19 protein-coding genes are annotated in these 15,874 nt (G+C 43.5%); 10 read left to right on the top strand and 9 right to left on the bottom strand.

Going from position 1 to position 15,874, the window contains the following annotated elements:
• The first annotated feature begins 349 nt into the window (after positions 1–349).
• Positions 350–397 (top strand): small protein SpfP, encoded by a 48-nt coding sequence (spfP, locus tag C6H66_RS27880; protein ID WP_438361642.1) that lies wholly within the window; start codon positions 350–352, stop codon positions 395–397.
• An 81-nt stretch (positions 398–478) separates the two neighbouring features.
• Here spfP and yihA read toward each other — a convergent pair whose 3' ends face one another.
• Positions 479–1,111 (bottom strand): ribosome biogenesis GTP-binding protein YihA/YsxC, encoded by a 633-nt coding sequence (yihA, locus tag C6H66_RS12825; RefSeq protein WP_046395783.1) that lies wholly within the window; start codon positions 1,109–1,111, stop codon positions 479–481.
• 307 nt (positions 1,112–1,418) lie between these two features.
• Between yihA and ppiA the strand changes: the two genes are divergently transcribed.
• On the top strand, positions 1,419–1,988 hold the full coding sequence (gene ppiA / locus C6H66_RS12820) for a peptidylprolyl isomerase A (RefSeq protein ID WP_036780232.1): 570 nt from the start codon (positions 1,419–1,421) through the stop codon (positions 1,986–1,988).
• Positions 1,989–2,074: 86 nt separating this feature from the next.
• Here ppiA and C6H66_RS12815 read toward each other — a convergent pair whose 3' ends face one another.
• On the bottom strand, positions 2,075–2,425 hold the full coding sequence (locus C6H66_RS12815) for a YcgJ family protein (protein WP_036780235.1): 351 nt from the start codon (positions 2,423–2,425) through the stop codon (positions 2,075–2,077).
• A 243-nt stretch (positions 2,426–2,668) separates the two neighbouring features.
• Here C6H66_RS12815 and C6H66_RS12810 point away from each other — a divergent pair, with 243 nt between their 5' ends.
• Positions 2,669–3,244: an aminodeoxychorismate synthase component II gene (locus C6H66_RS12810; RefSeq protein WP_105395796.1), complete on the top strand. Its 576-nt coding sequence runs from the start codon at positions 2,669–2,671 to the stop codon at positions 3,242–3,244.
• A 122-nt stretch (positions 3,245–3,366) separates the two neighbouring features.
• Positions 3,367–4,578 (top strand): bifunctional acetylornithine/succinyldiaminopimelate transaminase, encoded by a 1,212-nt coding sequence (gene argD, locus C6H66_RS12805; protein ID WP_046395786.1) that lies wholly within the window; start codon positions 3,367–3,369, stop codon positions 4,576–4,578.
• A gap of 49 nt (positions 4,579–4,627) precedes the next feature.
• Here the strand turns inward: argD and crp are convergent, their stop codons facing one another.
• Positions 4,628–5,260: a cAMP-activated global transcriptional regulator CRP gene (crp, locus tag C6H66_RS12800; protein WP_010848517.1), complete on the bottom strand. Its 633-nt coding sequence runs from the start codon at positions 5,258–5,260 to the stop codon at positions 4,628–4,630.
• Positions 5,261–5,578: 318 nt separating this feature from the next.
• On the opposite strand from crp, the gene C6H66_RS12795 reads away from it, so the two are divergent.
• Entirely contained in the window at positions 5,579–5,986 is a 408-nt protein-coding gene (locus C6H66_RS12795) for an OsmC family protein (protein WP_105395795.1), read from the top strand.
• A 125-nt stretch (positions 5,987–6,111) separates the two neighbouring features.
• Here C6H66_RS12795 and C6H66_RS12790 read toward each other — a convergent pair whose 3' ends face one another.
• From C6H66_RS12790 to C6H66_RS12780, 3 genes are read right to left on the bottom strand one after another with little or no spacing between them, the layout of a single operon-like run.
• Entirely contained in the window at positions 6,112–6,981 is an 870-nt protein-coding gene (locus C6H66_RS12790) for a phosphoribulokinase (protein WP_036813473.1), read from the bottom strand.
• Between the two features lie 18 nt (positions 6,982–6,999).
• Positions 7,000–7,218 carry a YheU family protein gene (locus tag C6H66_RS12785; protein WP_046395788.1) on the bottom strand — a complete coding sequence of 73 codons (219 nt, stop codon included), beginning with the start codon at positions 7,216–7,218 and terminating at the stop codon, positions 7,000–7,002.
• Positions 7,215–8,195 (bottom strand): hydrolase, encoded by a 981-nt coding sequence (locus tag C6H66_RS12780; protein ID WP_046395789.1) that lies wholly within the window; start codon positions 8,193–8,195, stop codon positions 7,215–7,217. Before C6H66_RS12780 ends, C6H66_RS12785 begins: the two co-directional genes overlap by 4 nt.
• A gap of 104 nt (positions 8,196–8,299) precedes the next feature.
• On the opposite strand from C6H66_RS12780, the gene C6H66_RS12775 reads away from it, so the two are divergent.
• The 5 genes from C6H66_RS12775 (at position 8,300) to tauD (ending at position 12,527) form a co-directional block, all read left to right on the top strand.
• The gene (locus tag C6H66_RS12775) at positions 8,300–8,908 is read left to right on the top strand and encodes a LysE family translocator (RefSeq protein ID WP_105395794.1); all 609 of its coding nucleotides are present in this window, start codon (positions 8,300–8,302) and stop codon (positions 8,906–8,908) included.
• Between the two features lie 114 nt (positions 8,909–9,022).
• Positions 9,023–10,051 (top strand): taurine ABC transporter substrate-binding protein, encoded by a 1,029-nt coding sequence (gene tauA / locus C6H66_RS12770; RefSeq protein WP_422615610.1) that lies wholly within the window; start codon positions 9,023–9,025, stop codon positions 10,049–10,051.
• Entirely contained in the window at positions 10,038–10,805 is a 768-nt protein-coding gene (gene tauB, locus C6H66_RS12765) for a taurine ABC transporter ATP-binding subunit (protein WP_105395792.1), read from the top strand. The genes tauA and tauB overlap by 14 nt, the downstream gene beginning before the upstream one ends.
• Positions 10,802–11,650 (top strand): taurine ABC transporter permease TauC, encoded by an 849-nt coding sequence (tauC, locus tag C6H66_RS12760; RefSeq protein ID WP_105395791.1) that lies wholly within the window; start codon positions 10,802–10,804, stop codon positions 11,648–11,650. The genes tauB and tauC overlap by 4 nt, the downstream gene beginning before the upstream one ends.
• Positions 11,643–12,527, top strand: coding sequence for a taurine dioxygenase (tauD, locus tag C6H66_RS12755; RefSeq protein WP_105395790.1), 885 nt, complete (start codon positions 11,643–11,645; stop codon positions 12,525–12,527). Before tauC ends, tauD begins: the two co-directional genes overlap by 8 nt.
• Here tauD and murP read toward each other — a convergent pair.
• The 3 genes from murP to C6H66_RS12740 all read right to left on the bottom strand — a co-directional run bounded on the left by murP (position 12,519) and on the right by C6H66_RS12740 (position 15,671).
• Positions 12,519–13,970, bottom strand: coding sequence for a PTS N-acetylmuramic acid transporter subunit IIBC (murP, locus tag C6H66_RS12750; RefSeq protein WP_105395789.1), 1,452 nt, complete (start codon positions 13,968–13,970; stop codon positions 12,519–12,521). The two genes, tauD and murP, sit on opposite strands and share 9 nt — an antisense overlap.
• 30 nt (positions 13,971–14,000) lie before the next feature.
• Entirely contained in the window at positions 14,001–14,906 is a 906-nt protein-coding gene (gene murQ / locus C6H66_RS12745) for an N-acetylmuramic acid 6-phosphate etherase (RefSeq protein ID WP_105395788.1), read from the bottom strand.
• A gap of 285 nt (positions 14,907–15,191) precedes the next feature.
• On the bottom strand, positions 15,192–15,671 hold the full coding sequence (locus tag C6H66_RS12740) for an Hcp family type VI secretion system effector (RefSeq protein ID WP_105395787.1): 480 nt from the start codon (positions 15,669–15,671) through the stop codon (positions 15,192–15,194).
• Positions 15,672–15,874 lie beyond the last annotated feature (203 nt).

The raw sequence follows: 15,874 nt of genomic DNA, 5'->3' as shown, positions 1-15,874 counted from the left end.
TTTGTTTTTCCATTTAGCAATATTACTGGCCTAGAGGTAGAGAGGTAGAGAGGTAGAGAGGTAGATAAGTGTAATGTGAAAAGGTTACTGGACGGTTTTAAGTTTATGTATTGCTGTAAAGTCAACATAACTAATGTAATATTTTTTGTACTCATTAGTACTGATTTGTTGTCCATGTAATGCATATTAGATCCAGATCGCATAAATATGTAATTAAACTACATTTAATGGCGTCAAAATGAACAAAATTACCGGCTGAATCGAGGTAATTTCTGAAAATAAATTACAAAAAGGCTTTTTCTAAGAAATAAAATAGGGTAGAGTTATTGGCGTAGGGTACAGAGGTAAGATGTTCTATCTTTCAGACCTTTTACTTCACGTAATCGGATTTAGCTGAATATTAGCTGCCCCAGTCAATTTTGACTGGGGCATTTTTTTCAACTGAATTTAACACGTAAGTGTATAAAGAAAGGATGGATTAACTGTGGTTTTCAACTTGAACGGCTTTCTGGCTGAACCATATATCCAGTTTTTGTTGTAGTTTATCGATACCGATTTTTTTCGGGGTCGAGAAATATTCCACTTGAATATCCCCATTAAGCGCCAGTAGGACGTCACGAACTTTATTCAGTTGACTTTTACGGGCGCCAGACGCCAATTTGTCGGCTTTAGTCAACAACACCATAACCGGTACCTGCATTGCAACTGCCCATTGGATCATCTGCTGATCAAGATCTTTCAATGGGTGACGGATATCCATTAGTACGACCAGTCCGATCAGGCATTCACGTTTTTGCAGATATTCACCCAATGCTTTTTGCCATTTGCGTTTCATCTCTTCCGGCACTTCGGCATAGCCATAACCCGGTAAGTCAACTAGGCGAATACCTTCTTTTACTTCGAATAGATTGATGAGTTGAGTTCGGCCAGGGGTTTTGCTGGTACGGGCGAGGCTTTTCTGTTTTGTCAGAGCATTCAGAGCGCTAGATTTACCTGCATTTGAGCGACCGGCAAACGCGACTTCAATGCCCATATCTTGAGGCAGATGGCGAATATCAGGTGCACTCGTGATAAAACGGGTCATATGATAGTTGTGGTTTTTGATGGTCAAAATGATTATCTCCCTGAGAAATGCACTGAATATATGGCAAAGGAGATTATACCGATAGCCACTGTTGGTTGACAGGATTAAAAATAATGACATATTTCTGATGGGTTGAACCGAGCTTGCTATTTTGTTACCGATGATGACCCGGTTTGTGAAATAAAATCTAACCTATTATTGAAAGGATAAATTTTTCTTTAAAGCCCCCGTCGATTGATAGCGTAAATGTAGGTAAATATTGAGCACGATGTTGAAGAGATTATTAGAATTGATTTAATTTGTGTTGTTGACCTTAATAATATAGGAACCCAGAATGTTTAAACGTATTTTAGTAGCACTTGTAACTGCATGTTCTCTGAGCGCAATGGCGCCTCTGGCTTTGGCTGTGGGAGAAACCCATGTGAAGCTGACCACAACGGAGGGTAATATTGAACTGGAATTAAATGACCAGAAAGCACCAATTACAACGAAAAACTTTATTGAATACGTCAATGAGGGTTATTACAACAATACAATCTTCCATCGGGTAATCCCTGGATTTATGGTGCAGGGTGGCGGTTTTACCAAAGATTTGCAGCAGAAAGCGACTAAAGCCGCTATTAAAAATGAGGCAGATAATGGGCTGCGTAATTTACGCGGAACTATCTCTATGGCACGTACCGCCGATAAAGACAGTGCTACCAGCCAATTCTTTATTAATGTAGCGGATAATGCTTTCCTTGATCACGGTCAGCGTGACTTTGGTTATGCAGTATTTGGTAAGGTCGTAAAAGGCATGGATGTTGTGGATAAAATCTCTCAAGTCAAAACGGGAAACGTTGGTCCATATCAGAATGTACCGGTTAAGCCTGTCGTTATTCTGTCTGCGGAGATTATTCCTTAATTTTATTATCTTGATTGTGGTAGTTTCTAGTTAACTCTCATCAGATTGTAAAACTGGCCTGCATTAAATGAAGGCCAGTTTCGCCGTTATTCATACATCTTTTGGGTAAATTCTTTATTTACTTCGGTTTGTGGATAATATCTGTCTTTGTAACATTTTTTCTCTTTACTCTCACAATGTACCCCATTACTTAAAGTGTAAGATGAAAAGTCAATATATTGCCCATCACCAAACTCTTTTTTCAGGCGTCCTGCGGCTTTTTTCCCTAAATACCTTTCGGTTAATTTTATCGATACCCCTTGTTGATCAGCGCAATATTTTCCTTTTTTATCACAAACCACCCCTTTTTCCGGGAAGAAAATGTTGGCAGTTTTAGTCACAGCCAGCGTGGAGAAGGACAGTAAAAAAAGAGATGCTATAATCAGTTTTGTCTTCATAACAATTACCTTTACTTATTGAATATCAAAATAGAGCCTATGTTTTGTAGGGTATGAAGTAAGTTGATTGAGGAAAAAATAGCCATCTATTTTGTTATACTATGCTACAAATATTGATGTGCTATGATAGCCGCCCCGTTGTCGCGAGGCCGTTTTACCTGGAGCCATGTTGTGCAGGATAAACAAATTGCAGGAGTGGCAGGGCAACAAATACAGCGATGAAAATGAGTAGGATAGACTCCTATGTTACTAATAATAGATAACTATGATTCTTTTACATATAACTTATATCAATATTTTTGTGAATTGGGTACAAATGTTTTAGTTAAGCGCAACGATGAATTGCAACTTGAAGATATTGAGAGATTGATGCCTACTCATTTGGTGATTTCCCCAGGTCCTTGTACCCCAAATGAAGCAGGAATTTCTCTGGCGGCGATTTCTCATTTTTCGGATAAATTGCCGATTCTTGGTGTTTGCCTTGGGCATCAGGCAATTGGGCAGGCGTTTGGCGCCAGCGTGGTAAAAGCCAGGGAAGTGATGCATGGAAAAACTTCTGCTATTCACCATAATCAGCAAGGTGTGTTCAAAGGTCTTAACCGACCATTAACCGCGACGCGTTACCATTCATTGGTGATTGCCGCAGAGACATTACCTGCCTCATTTGAAGTCACCGCATGGAGCCAGCATAACGGTGACGTCGATGAGATTATGGGCATTCGTCATCGCACGCTACCATTGGAAGGTGTGCAGTTTCATCCTGAAAGTATTCTCAGTGAGCAAGGTCACCAATTACTGAGCAACTTTCTGAGATATTAACCAGATACCGATAATTTCTTCATTTATCCACCTTTTTCATTTGCCCATCTTTGATTTTTTATGCATATTTAGTGATTATAATTTCACTTTTGAATGGTGTATATATAAAAACGGGTGGGAAAATGAAGGGGCATGCCGCAGTAGATAGAAACACATACGATCAAGTTATGTTGCCAATTTATTCACCGGCGCAGTTTATTCCGGTGAGAGGGCAAGGTAGCCGTGTATGGGATCAGCAAGGGAAAGAATATATTGATTTTGCGGGTGGGATTGCTGTTGTGGCTTTGGGCCATTGTCATCCTGCGTTAGTGGATGTCTTGAAGCAGCAAGGGGAGAAACTTTGGCATATCAGTAATATTTTCACCAATGAACCGGCTTTGATTCTGGCGCGGAAACTGATTGATGCTACTTTTGCTGAACGGGTATTTTTTGCCAATTCAGGCGCGGAAGCGAATGAAGCGGCATTTAAACTGGCTCGCCACTATGCAATTACTCGTCACAGCCCCTATAAAACCAAAATTATCGCATTTCATCAGGGTTTTCATGGTCGTACCTTATTTACCGTCTCTGTGGGTGGTCAGCCGAAATATGCTGATGGTTTTGGGCCAAAACCCGCGGATATTATTCATGTGCCTTTTAATGATTTAAACGCAGTGAAAGCCGTCATAGATGACCATACTTGTGCTGTTGTATTGGAGCCTGTTCAGGGAGAAGGGGGAGTTACGCCGGCAGCACCGGCATTTATTCGTGGGTTGCGTGAGCTTTGTGATAAGCATCAGGTATTGTTGGTGTTTGATGAAGTGCAAAGTGGGATGGGACGTACCGGTAAGCTATTTTCTTATATGCATTATGATGTTACGCCGGACATCATTACCACGGCAAAAGCATTGGGAAATGGCTTTCCTATCAGCGCTATGCTGACGACAGAGAATATTGCTTCAGCGATGACGCCGGGAACTCACGGTACAACTTATGGCGGTAATCCGTTGGCTTGTGCAGTTGCAAATGTGGCTTTTGATATTATTAATACACCAACAGTTCTGGAGGGAGTTGAAAAACGCCATAATTTGATGGTGAATTTTCTGAATGAGATCAATCAAAAATATTCGATATTTGGTGAAATCCGAGGAAAGGGCCTGCTGATTGGGACGGAACTCAAAGCGCCGTATCAGGGGAAAGCTAAAGATATTCTGCAACTAGCGGCTGACAATGGTTTGATGTTGTTGAGTGCGGGTGGTGATGTATTGCGTTTCACGCCTTCGTTGATTATCAGTGAAGAAGAGATTGCTCAGGGCATGGAACGGCTGGAACAGGCAATTAATCAGATGGTGTAATTAAGTACAAGAAAAATCAGCGCAGGATTATGCGCTGATTAATCAAGCGTTAACGTGTACCGTAAACAACAATAGTTTTACCGTGTGCGGAGATCAAGTTTTGATCTTCTAGCATTTTCAGAATACGGCCAACCGTTTCGCGGGAACAGCCGACAATCTGACCAATTTCCTGACGCGTGATTTTGATTTGCATTCCGTCCGGGTGGGTCATTGCATCTGGTTGTTTCGCCAGATTCAATAAAGTTTGGGCAATCCGGCCGGTAACATCCAGGAAAGCCAAATTACCGACTTTCTCAGAAGTTGTTTGTAAACGGTTTGCCATTTGGGCAGATAAACGCATCAAAATATCCGGGTTTACCTGAATCAGTTGACGGAATTTTTTATAGGAGATTTCAGCCACTTCACAGGCGCTTTTGGCCCGTACCCAGGCTGTACGCTCTTGCCCCTCTTCAAATAATCCAAGTTCACCAATGAAATCTCCCTGATTTAAATAGGAGAGGATCATCTCTTTGCCTTCTTCATCTTTAATCAAAACCGCAACAGAGCCTTTTACGATGTAGTAAAGCGTCTCTGCTTTTTCGCCTTGATGAATAAGCGTACTTTTAGATGGATATTTATGAATATGGCAGTGTGACAAAAACCATTCAAGAGTCGGGTCTGTTTGTGGCTTGCCGAGAACCATTCGTTTCATCCTCTGTTGTTATCGCTGCCTAAATAACACGAGAATCTAAAAGTTTCTCGTCAGGCTGGCTTATAAAGACACTAGCTTAACATATTAGTTTGTTGAAAAACCGACAGATAAGGGTTTTATATAGGTTATCTGAAATTTGAACCTTACGTATTGAGCTTAACCTATATACCTGGACCGTTTCTGTTTTTAACACAGGAAAAGGATTCTGTCTTGTCTTGTATTGTTTCAGCATAATAAACCGCTCATTAGATTGCCAGTTTAATACTGAAAGAGTAGGCTTGGATGCAAAGAACGACTTAAGAGGTATTTATGCAAGCGCGGGTAAAATGGGTTGAAGGATTGTCTCTTTTGGGGGAGTCATCTTCCGGTCATCAGGTCATGATGGATGGTAATGCCGGAGATAAGGCGCCAAGTCCAATGGAAATGGTATTAATGGCAGCCGGTGGTTGTAGTACGATTGATGTAGTTTCTATTTTGCAGAAAGGCAGGTATGACATAAGAGATTGTGAAGTAAAATTAACTTCCCGCCGTCGTGAAGAGGTGCCACGCTTGTTTACTCATATTAATCTGCATTTTATTGTTACGGGTAAGGATTTGACAGATAAAGCGGTTGAACGTGCGGTCATGCTGTCTGCGGAAAAATATTGCTCTGTTTCATTGATGTTGGGGAAATCGGTTGAAATTACCCACAGTTTTGAAATTAAAGATATAGATTGAAAAATTATTTCTTGATTAGAAAATAACAACAGGTAACTAATATCTCAGTTACCTGTTTTTTTAACTGAATAATATAAGATGTAAATTTTAACTGCCGGATTTTTTCGATTTATCTCAGGCGCTGATTAACTAATTTTTCCCCCTTCCAGCAGCCGCTGTACCAATGGCGTCATAATTAGCTCCATTGCTAATCCCATTTTTCCGCCGGGGACCACGATGGTATTAATGCTTGAAACGAATGAGCCTTGTAACATGGCTAACAAGTATGGGAAATCAATTTGAGTCAGATCACGGAAGCGGATGACGATAAAACTTTCATCCAATGATGGAATGGCTTTAGCTGAAAATGGATTGGATGTATCAACGGTGGGGACACGTTGAAAGTTGATATGTGTTCGCGAGAATTGTGGCGTAATGTAGTTGATATAATCATCCATAGAACGCACGACGGAATCCATCACAGCTTCCTGCGAGTGCCCTCGTTCTCCGGTATCGCGGATCAGTTTCTGTATCCATTCAAGGTTGACAATCGGCACGACTCCCACTAGCAGATCAACATGACTGGCAACGTTATGTTGTGGTGTGACAACGCCGCCGTGCAGACCTTCATAAAACAGCACATCAGTCTGCTTGGGTAAAGATTCCCACGGCGTAAATGTACCGGGGAGCTGGTTGTAAGGGACGGCATCGTCATAGGTATGAAGGTACTTCCGACGGCGGCCTTCACCGGTTTCACCGTAGTCAATCATGGTTTTTTCCAGCATGCCAAAATCATTGGCTTCCGGCCCAAAATAACTGATATGCCTGCCTTGCTCTTTGGCTTTACGGATTGCGGCATCCATTTCAGGGCGGGTGTAGCGGTGGAAACTATCTCCCTCTATCTGTGCCGCACTGATGTTAAGTTGCTGGAAAATCTTACGGAACGCTAAACTGGTGGTGGTGGTTCCGGCACCACTGGAGCCGGTAATTGCGATAATCGGATGTTTGGCAGACATACAGTAAACTCCATAATGTTAAGAATGGAACATTTCTTTTGGCACAATATTGATGCTCTCATGCAGTTCAGACCACACCAGCATAACATCTCCCTGTTCCAACTGACGGCGTATGTCAGCGACTTTCTGTTCCAGCGATTTTTCATCTTCGCCATAGTCAGTGCCTTCCCGCAGGATAAAACTCTCTATCAAATTTAACAGAGTTTCTGGCTCCAGTTGTTGCCACGGAATAATCATTGTGGTTGCTCCAGATAAGATGACAGCCAATTTGGGATGCGTTGTTCCAGCCACATTTGTGGTTTCTTCAACGAACCACTGACAAAGCCCACATGTCCACCATATTCTGTCATTTGGTATTCAATATTCTTGGGTAACATTTTGAGATCAGGAACAACTTCCGGTGTCATAAAGGGATCGTCTTTAGCATGAATAATCAGCAGTGGCACAGTAATATCAGGCAGACGCGGCAGAGCGCTACACTGGCGGTAGTAGTCCGCTGCATTTTTAAAGCCGTGGATTCTTGCGGTTACAATTTCATCAAATTCTCGAATATGTTTCAATCTTTTTACCTGAGACAGATTGATGGGGAGGGAACCGGGGTAGCGTAACAATTTACGGGTGGCATTACGTTTCAGACTATTAAGTAAATAGCGTTCATAAACCTGAGAAAATCCTTTTTCTATCCGAAGGGAACAGGCTGCCAGCATTAAAGGGGCGGAAACAATAACGGCAGCATTGATCTGGGCATTTGTTTTTTCTTCTGCCAGATAGCAGGCTAGCATATTACCGCCGACTGAATAACCTACGGCTGAGGTGGGCGCATCACCGTAGGTCTGTTTTAACCAGCTCAGAAAATAACGGGCATCGCTTGTTTCGCCAGAATGATAGAGACGTTTTTGGCGGTTCGGCTCACCACTGCATCCGCGGAAATGCATGACAACCCCAAGCCAGCCTTTTTCCCGGCAGATATGAAGCAAACCGTGGGCATAAGGGCTGTGGAAACTGCCTTCCAGACCATGAAATAGGATCAGCCGTGGCTTCTGTGCTGCGGTGGCGGGATCTTCACTCCACGCCAGATCAACAAAATCGTTATCCGGTAAATTAAGTCGTTGCCAATATGGTTGCAGTTCAGGATACCGCCGCACCAGACGCGGGAGTAGTGTCTGCAAATGCGGATTACTGGCTCCGGTTAGAGGACGAAAGATATCAGTCATAATGGTTTCGAGTTAAATTGATTAGTTATCTTGTATGGTGAATAACATACTGATATTTTCTGTGAAAGGGAAACGCCAATATTCAGGATGAAAGGTAACTCTTCATGACAGCAAGCCTGATTTTTTCATTAACGACTTTCTTGTTTATTTCTGCCATTACCCCGGGTCCAAACAACATGTTGCTGACTTCATCGGGCGCTAACTTCGGTTTTACCCGCTCTTTGGGGTTGCTCTTTGGCGTTGTTCTGGGCATGCAGACGATTTTATATCTGGCTGCTTTCGGAATAGCGGCATTGCTGTTGGTCTATCCTGCTATTCACACGGTGATGAAAATAGCAGGTAGCCTCTATTTGCTGTGGTTAGCATGGAAAACAGCAACGGCCAGTTACCGGCGTCTGGATACCAAAGACAGCGCTGTTGTCAAGCCGGTTCGGTGGTACCAAGGTTGGTTATTGCAGTTTTTAAATCCGAAAGCCTGGCTGATGGGGTTGGGAGCTGTTGGCAGCTACAGTATTGCCGGTGATCACTACCTCTATTCCATCATCGTGATCAGTATCGCGGTGATGTTTATTAATTTCTTGTGCGGCATGGTGTGGGCGGGTTTTGGTTCGCTGATAGGGACGTTACTCCGTAGTCGTAATGCCTGGTTTATTTTCAATATCATGATGGGCATATTGACGGCAACTTGTGTGCCACTGATTTGGCTTGGGTAATTCAGTCAGTTAATTGCATTTTTAGTTATAGAAAATATTATTTTATTCTTTTTTACTTTGGCAAATATCTACAACACTTATTCTGATGTACCTCGTCTTTTTATGACATTGGAGGTGTTTAAGTGGGTAGATCCGCTCTTGTGGTTTATCTTTTTTTTTCTGGCGCTCTTGCTATTGGCTCCCGCTGTTCAGGCGAACAGTCAGCAAGTAACGATTGCTTATCAAACTTCACCAGAGCCGGCAAAAGTCGCTCAGTATAACGGCGATTTTGCCCGGCAATCGGGTGCTGATGTTCAATGGCGAAAATTTGACAGTGGTTCTGCTGTGCTGCGAGCGTTAGCTTCTGGTGATGTGCAGATAGGCAATATGGGTTCCAGCCCGTTAGCGGTTGCTGCCAGCCAAAAACTGCCGGTGAAGATTTTTCTCATTGCCTCCCAGTTAGGGCAATCGGAAGCACTGATTGTTAATCAAAAAATCACCGAGCCTTCTCAGCTTATCGGCAAGCGAATTGCTGTTCCTTTCATTTCCACCGCCCACTACAGCCTGTTAGCCGCATTGCATCACTGGCAGATAGATCCAAAGCTGATCCAGATTATTAACCTACAACCACCGGCGATTGTTGCCGCATGGAAGCGCGGTGATATTGATGGCGCTTTTGTCTGGTTACCGGCCGTGAATGAATTAGCTGCAACAGGCCGCGTGCTGACCGATGCAGCGCAAATTGCCCAATGGGGAGCGCCAACGCTGGACGTATGGGTTGTCCGTAATGATTTCGCGGAACAACATCCTGAATTGGTCACCATATTCGTGAAAAGTGTACTGGATGAAAATCAGCGCTATCTGACTTCTCCTGAAACATGGCTGGCAAATAACAAGAATATTGCTGCGGTATCGAGATTGAGTGGCTTGTCGGAAGACAAAATCAGTCAATGGATACTCACCAATCGTTATCTGAATGCTGATCAGCAGTTGAGTTTATTAAAGTCAGAAATGGCGAAAGTGATTCGTGATACGGCTAGATTTCTACAACAACAGGGTAAAGTTTCACAGGTTGCTGATAATTATCAGGATTATGTGACGGATAAATTTATCAAGGCGATCATTCCATCAACAATGGCTGGAGGGAACGATGCTACAAATTAGTGGCTTAACCGCCAGATATCAGAACCAAGAAGTTCTTCGTGATATCAGTTTTGATATGACCGCCGGGCAATTTGTGGTGATCCTAGGGCCATCTGGTTGTGGCAAAACAACCTTGTTAAATCTGATCGCGGGTTTTCTCACCCCTTTCTCCGGTGATATTTGGCTGAATGGTAAACCGGTAACTGGCCCCGGTGTAGAGCGTGGTGTGGTGTTTCAACATGAAGGATTGATGCCGTGGTTGAAGGTACTGGATAACGTGGCTTTGGGGCTGAAATTTGCCGGTGTGCCTAAAAAACAGAGATTGGAGATCGCTCGGCAGATCATTCATCAAGTTGGTTTGAGTGATTATGAAGATAAATATGTTTGGCAACTGTCTGGCGGCCAGCGACAGCGGGTGGGTATTGCGCGTGCATTGGCGGTGGAGCCTCAACTATTACTGCTGGATGAGCCGTTTGCAGCGCTTGATGCTTATACCAGAGAACAGATGCAGGAACTTTTGCTGACCATCTGGCGTGACAGTAAAAAACAGTGCCTGCTGATTACTCACGATATTGAAGAAGCCATATTTATGGCAACTGATCTCTATTTAATGGAATCTTCACCGGGAAGAATTGTTGAACGGATTACCCTCGACTTTGGCCGACGATTTGCAAATGGAGAATGTAGCCGCAGCATTAAATCTGATCCCAATTTTATTATCTGCCGTGAATACGTGTTGGAACGCGTGTTCAGATACCGGAGGGCTTTGGTATGACTCTTTATCAGGAACAGGAAGCCGGTGTGGTGGCATTGCTGAAAAATAGTAAAAGACGTTTTAAACCGATTCCTGTCGGGGTGTTATGGCGATTAATTACCGTGGTTACTTTATTATTTATCTGGTGGTTGGTGACAACATTCGGCTTGATTGAATCCGTATTATTACCGGCGCCGGGTCAGGTGGTACATCAACTCATAACCGCAGCGAGTGAACAAGGGTTTATGGGGGCGACGTTGTGGCAACATTTGGCCGCCAGTTTGAGCAGAATATTACTGGCTTTATTAGCTGCGGTAGCTATTGCTATTCCGGTAGGAATAGCAATGGGGCTGAATGAAAAAATCCGAGCGGTGATGGACCCTTTGATTGAGCTGTACCGACCTGTTCCTCCGTTGGCGTATTTACCTTTGATTGTCATCTGGTTTGGAATCGGAGAAACCTCAAAGGTTTTACTGATCTGGCTGGCAATTTTCGCGCCGGTGACGTTATCTACCGTGGTGGGGGTACAAAATGTTGAGCAAGTGCGAATCAGGGCAGCACAGGCGTTGGGCGCCAGTCGCTGGCAACTGCTGAAACACGTTATTCTTCCTAATGCTTTGCCGGAGCTATTGACAGGTCTGCGTATCGGGCTTGGTGTTGGCTGGTCGACTTTAGTGGCCGCAGAACTGATTGCCGCCACACAGGGATTAGGCTTTATGGTGCAATCGGCGGGGGAGTTTCTGGCAACGGATATGGTGGTGGCGGGAATCATTGTCATTGCGTTAATTGCATGTGGCTTGGAGCTGGGATTGCGGGCCATTCAACGTCACTTAATGCCGTGGCACGGGGTAAACAGTCATGAATGAACGTCTGAAAATCGTCCCGTTAGGACCTTATATTGGCGCACTGGTGGAACAGACGAATCTCACTAAACCGATGACGGATATTCAGTTTGAACAACTGTATCACGCACTGCTAAAGCATCAGGTATTATTCTTTCGTAATCAACCTATTACGCCAATACAGCAACGTGATTTAGCCGGGCAATTTGGTGATTTACATATTCACCCGGTCTATCCTCATACGCCAGAAAGTGAAGAGATTATTGTTTTGGATACTCATGACAACAATCCGCCGGATAATGATAACTGGCATACGGATGTGACTTTCATTGAAACACCACCGATGGGCGCCATTCTGGCGGCTAAAAAAGTTCCTCCGTTTGGTGGAGATACCCTGTGGTGCAGTGGTATCGCGGCGTTCGAAGCATTGTCAGAGCCTTTCAAAACATTGCTGATAGGGCTTGAGGCGGAACATGATTTCACTAAGTCTTTTCCTGAACATCGGCATCGTGGTTCTAAAGAGCAACATCAGCGCTGGCTAGCAGGTAAAGAGAAAAACCCGCCTTTGTTACATCCGGTTGTCAGAACACATCCCGTTTCTGGTCGTTCAGCGCTGTTTGTTAATGAAGGCTTCACAACCCGGATTGTTGGTCTCAGTGATAAGGAGAGTGAAGCGATTTTGAACTTTCTATTTGCCCATGTCACAAAACCTGAATTTCAGGTGCGTTGGCGCTGGCAGGAGAATGACATCGCTATCTGGGATAACCGGGTGACTCAACACTACGCCAACGCGGATTATCTGCCTCAGCGCAGGATTATGCACCGAGCAACGATTCTGGGTGACAAACCGCGTTATTTTTATAAAGCCAATAAAGAAAGTCATTCACTATCATCAGGTTAAATCGACATTTTTACTGCCAAATAGCAAAGTCATAACAAAGCCACTGGTATAAGCAACTACCAGTCCGGCGGCGTACACAGCCATTCCGACAAAAATACCACTGTTTGAGGTCATCAGTGGTAGTGCTACTAATCCAGATGGGCCAAAAACCGTATTCAGCCCGACAGGTAATCCTAAATAAGCTACCAAACCGATAAAGAAACCACCGGCGGCGCCGCCCAAACAGGCGGTGATAAAAGGTTTAATCCGTGGGAGTGTGACGCCATAAATCAAGGGTTCGCCGATGCCGAGAAAGCCTGGAATAATGGCGCCTTTTATCTGCGTGCGTAGCAGAGAGTCTTTTTTCGCCTTGACATACAGCGCCAGCGCTGAACCAACTTGTCCTCCGCCTGCCATTGCCAGGATTGGGAACAGAGAATTAAAGCCTTGTGCGTCCATCAGTGCGAAATAGACCGGAACAAACCCTTGGTGAACACCAAACATAACCGCGAGTAAAAATAGCCCGGCCAATATCGCCGTACCAAAAGGATTACCGTCAAGGTGAAGGAATAACCATGACATGCCGCTAAACAGATAACTCCCCAATGGCATGATAATAATAAAGGTGATTGCTCCCACGATTAGCAGCGTAATAGCCGAGGTAAGGATCATATCCAGATTGTCTGGAATAATCTTACGAACCTGCCGTTCTACCCATGCTCCCAGAATAGCGGCGATAAGAACGCCGATAATATTGCCGCGTGGATCGATGCCATAACCAAAGAAAGTGGAAATACCGGAATAGAAACCGCTGGTGGCGTCTGGGTTATAACTGAGTACAAACAGCGAAGCGATAATGGCGCCATTTATTCCTGAACCGCCAAATGCTTTTTGCGCGTTATAACCGATCAGAATACTCAGAAAGCTGAACATGCCTTTACTGAAAACTTTCATATAGCCGATGATTTCAACCAAAACAGTATTAGGGTGTTTAACGCCTTGAATAGCTATCTGTTCAAATAAAGTGGCAAAGCCGAGAAGCAAGCCAACGGCAATAAAACCGGGGATTAATGGCGTAAAAATGGTCGCGAACTTGGTCAGGAATTTGTGTACCGCACTCACCTGTTTCTCTTTAAGTTGCTTTTTATTCGCAGAAGCAATATTGGTTAAATCAGCGCCGTTCGGTTTTGAGGGTTCTGTATGGGTAGAAGAATTTAGCAATTCATTCATTATTTCAGCCCCTGCTTGAGCTTTTCCCGGCCCAAGCACAATCTGAAACTGATCATCGCTTTCAATAATACCTAACACATTGGGGATCTGTTTTAACGCGGCTTTATCCACCAGAGTATTATCATGCAATGTCAATCGCAGACGGGTCATACAGTTACCGCATTGCGCCACATTATCCGCATTGCCGATAGCTTTAAGAATCTGGGCAATGATTGTCTGATTAATTTGAGCCATCTTGCTTACTCCTTCTCAGCAGGGAAATCGTTACCGAATGGCTGAGATCGTCGGTCGAATAAAACCGTGATGTTTTTCCAGTAAATCCTTTGCTTGTTGAGCGCTAACTCCAGCCAGAATCATCACAATGGCGGTTTTACAATGTCCATCACATTCAGCCAGTGCTTGCTCAGCTTGTTCACGATTGCATTCTGTGGCGGCGATAACGATATTTTTCTGCCTTTCAACCAGCTTGGCGTTGGTTGCTTCTACATCCACCATCAGGTTGCGATAAACTTTGCCTGTACGAATCATAGCGCCGGTGGTTAGCATATTCAGAATGAGCTTTTGTGCGGTACCGGCTTTCATACGTGACGAACCTGTGACAATTTCCGGCCCAACTATCGGTGTAATGGCGATATCGGCTGCTTGTGTCATCGGGCTTTCCGGGTTACAGCTAATGCAGGCGACGGTGGCGCCGACGGATTTCGCATACGCCATTGCACCCAAGACATAAGGTGTACGGCCGCTGGCGGCAATGCCAACCAGTACATCTTTTGCATTAAAGTTTAGCGCTTGAAGATCATTTACGCCCAGTTGTTGGTTATCTTCTGCATTTTCAACGGCGCTTAGGATGGCCTGATGCCCGCCGGCAATTAATCCAACCACTTGTTCCGGTTTGGCGCCATAAGTAGGCGGACACTCACTGGCATCCAAAATCCCTAATCGGCCCGATGTCCCGGCACCGATATAAATTAAACGGCCTCCCTGATGGAAAGCTTCGGCAATTTTATCTACCGTTTCAGCGATTTTCGGCAAAGTTTGCTCTACAGCCAGTGCGACCTTTTTATCTTCATCGTTAATCAGTTTTAGCATTTCAAGGGTCGGCAAAGTATCAATATTGGCACTGGCGGGATTGCGGCTTTCAGTGACCATACTGTTGAGATTGATTTTCATGTTATTTTCCTAAGGGAGCATTCTGTAATTGATAATAAAAAATCATTTATTCTTAAAATGTGATTATTATCACGGTGTTAATTGTTTGAAATTTTTACCGGGCGTTATACCGCTCGAAGTTAAAAACGTTGTATTTTTTGGTTGAACTTGAGTTATCAGAATAGAGTTGGATTTATTGGAAAAAAGAAACGAAAGCGGTGTTGTCGCTATAATTATTAAAATAATTAATGTGTGAGTGGGTAGAGTTAAGCATATATAAATATATATGCCTAACTCGGTTTATTTTCAATAAACTCTATCATCCCATATACTGTAAGCAGATGTGCCGGCGGTTATGTGATTCCAGGATATGGATCTATATTTGAGAAAGACTTTTTCGTACGGCATCACTTCATGATCATTTATTGAGTGCGGGTAAACGCAAGCAATATCAGTAATACTCGCTTCTGTTAATTTGACCTCATAGAAAAGTTCTAATTGTCCAGCCATATTTGTTCTGTAAAAGAAGAAAATCGCATTGATTAGCTCGTTTGAAGATATTGCGGAGGCTAACAGCGGGGATGATTTATCTATTGGTTTGAGAAATTGTATAGGGTGATGATCGACATGTTGTTGGCGAGTTATCGAGTGCTTTAAACTCAATATTTGTATTTGATCTTCATGACCATTTTGATATCGGTTCCCTATAGAGTCTAGCGTTGAACAACCGGCAGAAATTAAACCTTGCTTCTTACCATTTAACGATAAATAGATTATATGTGACATAAGCGATTACCATACAAATTCTTTATTTAAGTTACCTAAAACGATATGTTTAGGCTGTCAAGATACGACCTTAACACTAAAATATAAAGAAATTAAGAGTTCAATGTTGGTTTTTTTATTAAAGGATAGAAGCAGTGATAAAGAATAAAAAATTCTTTGTTCGATGATGTATTTATTACTTTCACGCTTAAACATCAGCTGTT

It is taken from the genome of Photorhabdus hindustanensis (assembly GCF_002968995.1).
Lineage (GTDB): Bacteria > Pseudomonadota > Gammaproteobacteria > Enterobacterales > Enterobacteriaceae > Photorhabdus > Photorhabdus akhurstii.
This window is presented reverse-complemented; position numbering and strand designations above follow the sequence as displayed.